The sequence below is a fragment of the Acinetobacter sp. UBA6720 genome (genome assembly GCF_002454215.1).
Lineage (GTDB): Bacteria > Pseudomonadota > Gammaproteobacteria > Pseudomonadales > Moraxellaceae > Acinetobacter.
Genome location: NZ_DKIK01000120.1, coordinates 19321 through 26266 on the forward strand (window position 1 = coordinate 19321; position 6946 = coordinate 26266).

Annotated in this window: 6 protein-coding genes; 5 read left to right on the forward strand and 1 reads right to left on the reverse strand. The window is 41.5% G+C overall.

Features of this window, described 5'->3' with window-relative positions; genetic code table 11:
• The 5 genes from purF to B4F08_RS10530 form a co-directional block, all read left to right on the forward strand.
• A partial coding sequence (purF, locus tag B4F08_RS10510; RefSeq protein ID WP_291374330.1) for an amidophosphoribosyltransferase occupies positions 1-1414 on the forward strand: 1414 nt, incomplete at its 5' end.
• A gap of 87 nt (positions 1415-1501) precedes the next feature.
• Positions 1502-3388 (forward strand): M48 family metalloprotease, encoded by a 1887-nt coding sequence (locus B4F08_RS10515; RefSeq protein ID WP_213033317.1) that lies wholly within the window; start codon positions 1502-1504, stop codon positions 3386-3388.
• Positions 3389-3509: 121 nt separating this feature from the next.
• On the forward strand, positions 3510-4175 hold the full coding sequence (locus B4F08_RS10520; RefSeq protein ID WP_291374331.1) for a hypothetical protein: 666 nt from the start codon (positions 3510-3512) through the stop codon (positions 4173-4175).
• Between the two features lie 2 nt (positions 4176-4177).
• Entirely contained in the window at positions 4178-5146 is a 969-nt protein-coding gene (locus B4F08_RS10525) for a 2-hydroxyacid dehydrogenase (protein WP_110975288.1), read from the forward strand.
• 84 nt (positions 5147-5230) lie between these two features.
• Positions 5231-6670 (forward strand): M48 family metalloprotease, encoded by a 1440-nt coding sequence (locus B4F08_RS10530; protein WP_119063502.1) that lies wholly within the window; start codon positions 5231-5233, stop codon positions 6668-6670.
• A 169-nt stretch (positions 6671-6839) separates the two neighbouring features.
• On the opposite strand, the gene B4F08_RS10535 is transcribed toward B4F08_RS10530, so the two are convergent.
• Positions 6840-6946: GatB/YqeY domain-containing protein (locus tag B4F08_RS10535; protein ID WP_291374333.1), on the reverse strand; the 107-nt coding region annotated here is incomplete at its 5' end.

The following is a 6946-nucleotide window of genomic DNA, read 5'->3' on the forward strand; positions in this document are numbered from 1 at the left end:
TTTATTTTTACGTAAAGACAATGGCATGGTTCGCGATGTGTTCCATACTCGCCATATGCGTGCATTACAAGGTAATTACGGTATTGGCCATGTACGTTATCCTACGGCGGGTTCATCGAGTAGCGCTGAAGCGCAGCCCTTCTATGTGAACTCGCCTTATGGGATCACGTTAGCGCATAATGGTAACTTAACCAATGCTGAAGAAATTCATGATGATCTGTTCAAAACAGACTTACGTCATATGAATACAGATTCAGACTCGGAAGTGCTGTTAAACGTGTTTGCACACGAGCTACAAAAACGCGGTAAATTGATGCCTACGGCGGACGATATTTTCCACGTAGTCAGCAAAGTACATCAGCGTTGTAAAGGTGGTTATGCTGTAGTTGCAATGCTTACAGGCCATGGTTTAGTGGGTTTTCGTGATCCAAATGGTATTCGTCCACTCATTTATGGCTCGCGGGAAACTGATGCTGGGATGGAATACATCATTGCATCTGAATCAGTTGCTATTACGGCGCTTGGCTTTAAGGTTGAGCGTGATATTGCCCCAGGTGAAGCGATCTTTATCGACTCGAAAGGTCAGATGTTTACTAAGCAATGTGCTGAAGCGCCTGAATATCGTCCATGTATTTTTGAATACGTGTACTTTGCGCGTCCAGATGCAATCATTGATGGTATTTCAGTCTACAAAGCACGTTTAAAAATGGGCGAAAAACTTGCTCAGAAAATCCTGACGGAGTGGAGTGAAGAGCATGACATTGATGTGGTGATTCCAATTCCTGATACTTCACGTACTTCAGCGCTTGAACTTGCAAATATGTTAGGCGTGAAGTTCCGCGAAGGCTTTATGAAGAACCGTTATATTGGCCGTACCTTCATTATGCCAGGTCAGCAACTACGTAAAAAATCAGTACGTCAAAAGCTCAACCCTGTTGAACTAGAGTTCCAAGGTAAAAATGTACTGTTGGTAGATGACTCAATTGTACGTGGTACTACGTGTAACGAAATTATCCAAATGGCACGTGATGCGGGTGCGAAAAAAGTTTTCTTTGCCTCTGCTGCACCAATGGTGAAATATCCAAACGTCTATGGTATTGATATGCCTGCGAAAGATGAGCTCATTGCATCAGATCGCAGTGTGGAAGAAATTCGTGAAATTATTGGTGCTGATCGTTTGATTTTCCAAGATTTGGAAGACTTAAAAGCGGCTGTGCGTACCAGTAAAGTGCCTGATTTGAAAGAGTTTGATTGCTCTGTATTTGATGGTAAATATGTTGCAGGCGGTATTGATGAAGCATATTTAAATGAATTACAAGCGAAACGTCGCGAAACATCGAAGAAAAAAGACAGTTATATTGACGTCAATATTGATGCAGCTTCTGTTGATTTGACGGGTGTAAAAGAAGTCTAAGCGATTTAGCGTGGAGAAAAGCGGGAGTTTCCCGCTTTTTTCATTTATGATGGATTTGATTAGGCAATGTAAGAAAAGGGATTTACATTGAAAGGTGTAAGTTATTCAATCATAAAGAATAAAAATATGTTGTGGTCTGCGAGTATTTGTATGCTTGCAGTGCTCTTGTCATTGTTTATTTTAAATACGGTGGTTGGTCTTCTCGTTTTTTACTTTGACCCGAGCCAAAGCATTTTTTGGCACAGCTTGAGTGTTTACTTAATTGGAGTATTGCTCCTCATAATGGGCTATTCAGTTGTTTATGAATTGTATGTGTTTCGCTCAGGGGGACATAGCTTAGCAAAGCAACTGCGTGCACGACGTTTAAGTTTGATTGAAAGCACGCCTGAAGAAAGTATTGCGCTGAAAATTACTGAAAAATTAGCAGATACTTTTTTAATAGAAACCCCTGCGATCTATGTTTTGCCTGATGAAGTAGGGGTCAATGCATTGACTGCGGGTTTTGAGCCGAAAAATATTGCAATTATTATAACATGGGGTGCCTTACAAAACCTCGATGAGCTTGAGCTAACTGGTCTGCTAAATCATGAATTTAACCAAATTCTATCAGGTGAAACAGCAGAAAATACACGTCTGAAAATTCTATATAGTGCCTTAACCACCTTTAGTCAGTGGGGCAGTAAAATTGCTAAATTAGGCTTTTCAACTCATCATAAAAAGTCACAAGGTTTTGAGACGACATTTGTTGCAACAGGTGGCGTAATTTGGTTGGTGGGCAGTTTAGGTGTATTGGTCACACGTTGTATAAAGTTTTTGACCTTGGGCGGGCGAACTCTAAAAAATGACATGAAAACGCGCCGCCTGATGCAAAACGATGCCAATATTCAAACACTAATGCGGATTTATGTGCATCATGCAGGCTCGCAAATTCATAGTGAATATTCGGAGTCGATTGCACATATGTGTTTTGCTAACTCTTTAAGCGCTCAGAGCTGGATGAATATTCATCCAAGTATTGAAGAGCGTATTTATGAAATGAATCCGAATTTGGTACAAGATATACAACTCGAAAATTTAGAGAAATTACGTAATCGTCCTTTGTTTGGCTTGTTTCGGTCCTTAGAGGAGCAATATACTGACTTTCAAGCACCGTGGACGTCCCCACAACCTTTACCTTTGCTACGACTATCCCCCATTAGTTTTGCGATTAAAGATGCGATTAAACCATTGAACCCTGAAGTACGTGCACATATTGAACGTCCAGAGTTGATTCAGCGTGCGTTACAGACTGCAACAGGTTCGCGAGAATTAATGGTCGCGATTCTCATGATTCGCCAGTTTCGTGAATTTATCCCTGCTGAAGCGGAAGTCAGTCGTGCCATTGTTGACTCACTATTAAATCTTGATGGACGTGTGCACATTTCTATTTTCCATGAGGCCTGTCTAAATATTGGGGGGATGCCTGCCACGATTGCACGTCAGTTTTTACTGAAACTGGCGAGAATTATTCAAGAGGATGGGGAAATCGGTCTTTTGGATGCTTTGTTGCTAGAACGGGTTAAATTTGAATTGAATCTATTGCCTGTGCATACGCCAGCCGCACTGGATGAAGTTAAACCGCAGATTGTGCGCTTGATTGATGCGCTGTTGCATGTACAGCAAATCAATAGTGAAACACAGTTGGAAGTACGTGAGAAAATTTTACGTCGGGTTCTGACCCTTCAAGAGTTGGAGCAATATGCAGAAATTTCAGATGAGCCGATTGATTTGGCAGAAATTTTAAATGATATGGCTGGGCTTCTACTCCGAGATCGTTTAAGCATTTTGGGGGTGGCTGAAATTTGTTTGTGGAATGACCGCATCATTACTCAAGATGAGCAAGATGTTTTGGAGTTGCTCTATTGGCGTCTTGGTTTTGATAGTGAAGAGATCGTTGAGCAAATGCAGAAGAAAAACCGCTTGATGATTGTTTAGTAGATTGGAGACTTATGGGGGGCAGTATTTGCCTATTGAGTATGCAATACCGTGTGAAAAGCAAAGCATCTCTGGGCATTTGTCGTTAGAATAAGCATTGATCGGTAGGTGAAGTAAAAAGATGATCGGGCATCAGCGTGAGGTTTTGGCAGGTTTAGGAATTGATTTATGGGTTCCGCGATCACTGCCGTCTCAACAAAATGTTGCACCTTCGATTTGGAGAGATCAAAACAGTGCGGAACGTATTTCTGAAATTATTGTGCCTCAGGTTCAACCCAATGCAGAAATAACCATTGAACGTCCGCTGATTCAAAAAAAGAATCCGCATCCAACGCCATCTGCTGAAATTGTAACACAGTCGATCCAACAAGAAGTTGTTACGGCGGTCAAAGAAGAGATTGTCCGGGAGACAATGCATGTTGATGCTTTTCAGTTGCAGGCGATTACCATGGCGCATTGTGCTTTGGTCATAGATGCTTCTTCGTTGAGTGCCGAGCAGCAACAACTTTGGCAAAATATCGTACAAGCTTTACCTGCGCAAAAGTATGCGTTGAATTGGCCATTCCCTTTGCTTAATTTACAAGATGGGCGTGGCGTGCAAAGTTATATCCAAGGTTTCTTTGATGGTTTAAGTCAGGGTAAGACAGTCATTGCACTGGGTGCCATACCAAATGCTAATGGTGTAAAATTCACACAAGTAGCAAGTTTGCAAGAAATGCTGGATCAGTCTTTGTTGAAAAAAGAGCTGTGGCAAATGATGCGAGTAAAACAACCCAATACGGAATAGATATGAAGCAAAAAGTCGTTGTTTTTAGTCAAATTGATACAGAAGTATTGGAGCGCCTAAAGCAGCGTTATCACGTGGTGGTCATCAACCCGAAAGAGGGTGATGTTAATATGCAAATCCGTGAGCAAGTTGCGGATGCGGATGGCATGATTGGCGCAGGGCGCGTACTCAATCAAAATAACCTAGAAACTGCGAAACAGCTCAAAATTATATCTAGTGTCAGTGTTGGTTATGATAACTATGACTTGAGCTATCTTAATCAAGCAAAAGTTTGGCTGAGCCATACGCCACATGTGTTAACCAATGCGACAGCAGATTTGGCTTTTACTCTATTGATGAGTGCAGCGCGTCAAGTGCCCTATTTAGATCAATGGACCAAAACTGGACAATGGCTAAGAACCGTAGGTCAAGCACAGTTTGGTCAAGAAATTTTTGGACAAAACTTGGGGATTATTGGCTTGGGGAATATTGGTGCTGCGATAGCACGTCGAGGTTTTCATGGTTTTAACATGAATATTTTATATCATGGTCGTCATGAAAAATTAGAATTAGCCCAAGCCTTAAATGCGCGTTTCTGTGGGTTGGATGAGCTGCTGGTGCAGTCTGACTTTGTGGTGGTAGCCGTTGATTTGAATGCACATACCAAGCATTTGATTGATGCTAAAGCCTTTGAGAAAATGAAACCGCATGCGGTTTTTGTCAATGTTTCTCGCGGTGCAGTGGTGGATGAGCAAGCACTGATTCAAGCATTAGAACAAAAGCAAATTTTTGCAGCAGGTCTGGATGTCTATGATAAAGAGCCTTTGCAAGATTCTGGTCTGTTTCAATTACCGAATGTCGTCACTTTGCCACATATTGGCTCTGCAACAGAAGTAACTCGTAAAAAGATGGCAGAATTGGCGTATCAAAACTTAGTAAAAGCTTTGGATGGAGATCAGCCACAATATCTGGTGAACCCTGAATTTAAATAAAAAATTGATAACACTTCATTGCATTTTCATTCAATTATCAATGTTATAGTGATTTTATTCCTTTAAATAAAGTTGGGGTGAGGGTTGAAACGTTTTCTGTGTGCATACAGTTTAAGTCTAATTTCGACTGTTGGTTTTGCAGAAAATCAATTCTCAACAACTGCGCCCCAATTCAATGTACCTGAAATTGGTTCGGGTATAGGTTTTATTGACCAATATAACGAGCGTTATATTGGAGAGAAAGTCTATCGTGAAGTGCACCGTCAGCTTCCAGTTATGCAAAACACTTGGTTGGAAGATCAATTGTTGAAGGCTTTTTCCAATATTTTGAGTCAAACTCAACTTGGACAGCCGATCGGTCTGGTTGTGATAGATGATCCACAAATTAATGCTTTTGCAGTCCCAGGTGGTTTGTTTGCATTAAATGCAGGCTTGATCACCAATGCCAATAATATGGACGAAGTGGCAGGTGTTATGGCGCATGAGATTGCGCACGTCACACAGCGCCACTACAGTCGTTCACAGGAAGCATTTAAGGGGCAGGGCTTACTTGCTTTGGCTGGTATTTTGGTGGGTGCTTTGGTTGCTTCAAAAGCAGATGGGGATGTGGGTTCTGCCGTGATGGTGGGTACACAGGCTGCGATGATGGACAAGCAGTTGTCCTATAGCCGGAACCAAGAGCGTGAAGCTGACCGTATAGGTATGCAATATATGTATGGTGCGGGTTATAACCCGCAGAGTATGGCTGACTTTTTTGAAGTGATGCATCGTGCGACTAGTCGAGTGAGCTTTTTGCCTGACTTTTGGCTCACACATCCACTGACAACGGAACGAATGAGTGAAGCGAGGCTCAGAGCAAATCAGCTGCCTAAAGTGAAGTCTTCTTGGCGTGATGAAGACTTTGAAATCCTAAAGTTATACACCTTGGTCGCTTCCAATCAAGCCACAGAGCAGCAATTACAGACGTTAGTAAACCAGAACAGTTATGCAGCAGAGCTAGCTTTGGCTAGTTTTTATGTGAAACAGGGTGATTATAAGCTTGCTCAACAAGTATTAGATCAAGCAAAGTCGCATCAAAGATTACATAATTTGCAAACCTTGATTCAGACCGATATTTTACTTGGGCAAAATCGGGTGAATGAGGCTTTAGCAGTGATCCAATCACCTGCGAGTATCATGCCTGAAAATCGTGCTTTAAATTATAAGTTAGCAGAAGTGTATATTCAGCAAAAACGACCTGAACTGGCACAACCTGTGTTAAATCGGTTCCTAAATACCAATCCTAGAGATGTAAGTGCATGGCGCCTGATGCAACAAGCAGCGAGCTTAGATAAGCAATCTCCAATGCATACTGTTAATGTTTTGCGGTACCGGGCTGAGGTACAATTTTGGTCGGGCTTTGAGGAAGAGGGAATTAAGTCACTATTGCATGCGCAGCGTTTAGCGAAAGATAATGAGTCGATGTCTGCTACAATTAAAATGCGTTTAACGCAAATGCAGAAAGATCGACAATTTAGAGCTTAATCCAAACTGAGCTAAAAAGTAGTGTGTTGAACGGGGATAAATTAGAGATTGATAATTGTTTGAAAAATAAAAAAGAGAGAAGATTTGAGAGAATTATTTTTATGACAAGTAAACTTTGAACTGCCTTTTTAAAGGTCAGTTCAACGTAATGGATTTAAAGATTTTTAAATTAAGCCAGTTTTGCTTTAATTTTAGCTGAAACTTGAGAAGGATCGGCGAGCCCGGCTATGAGCGGACGCAGAGAATTCATCACCTTACCCATATCTTTCATGCTAG

Coding starts and splice junctions, on each gene's coding strand:
- B4F08_RS10520 (WP_291374331.1), top strand. CDS start 3,510: ATGATCGGGCATCAGCGTGAGGTTTTGGCAGGTTTAGGAATTGATTTA.
- B4F08_RS10525 (WP_110975288.1), top strand. CDS start 4,178: ATGAAGCAAAAAGTCGTTGTTTTTAGTCAAATTGATACAGAAGTATTG.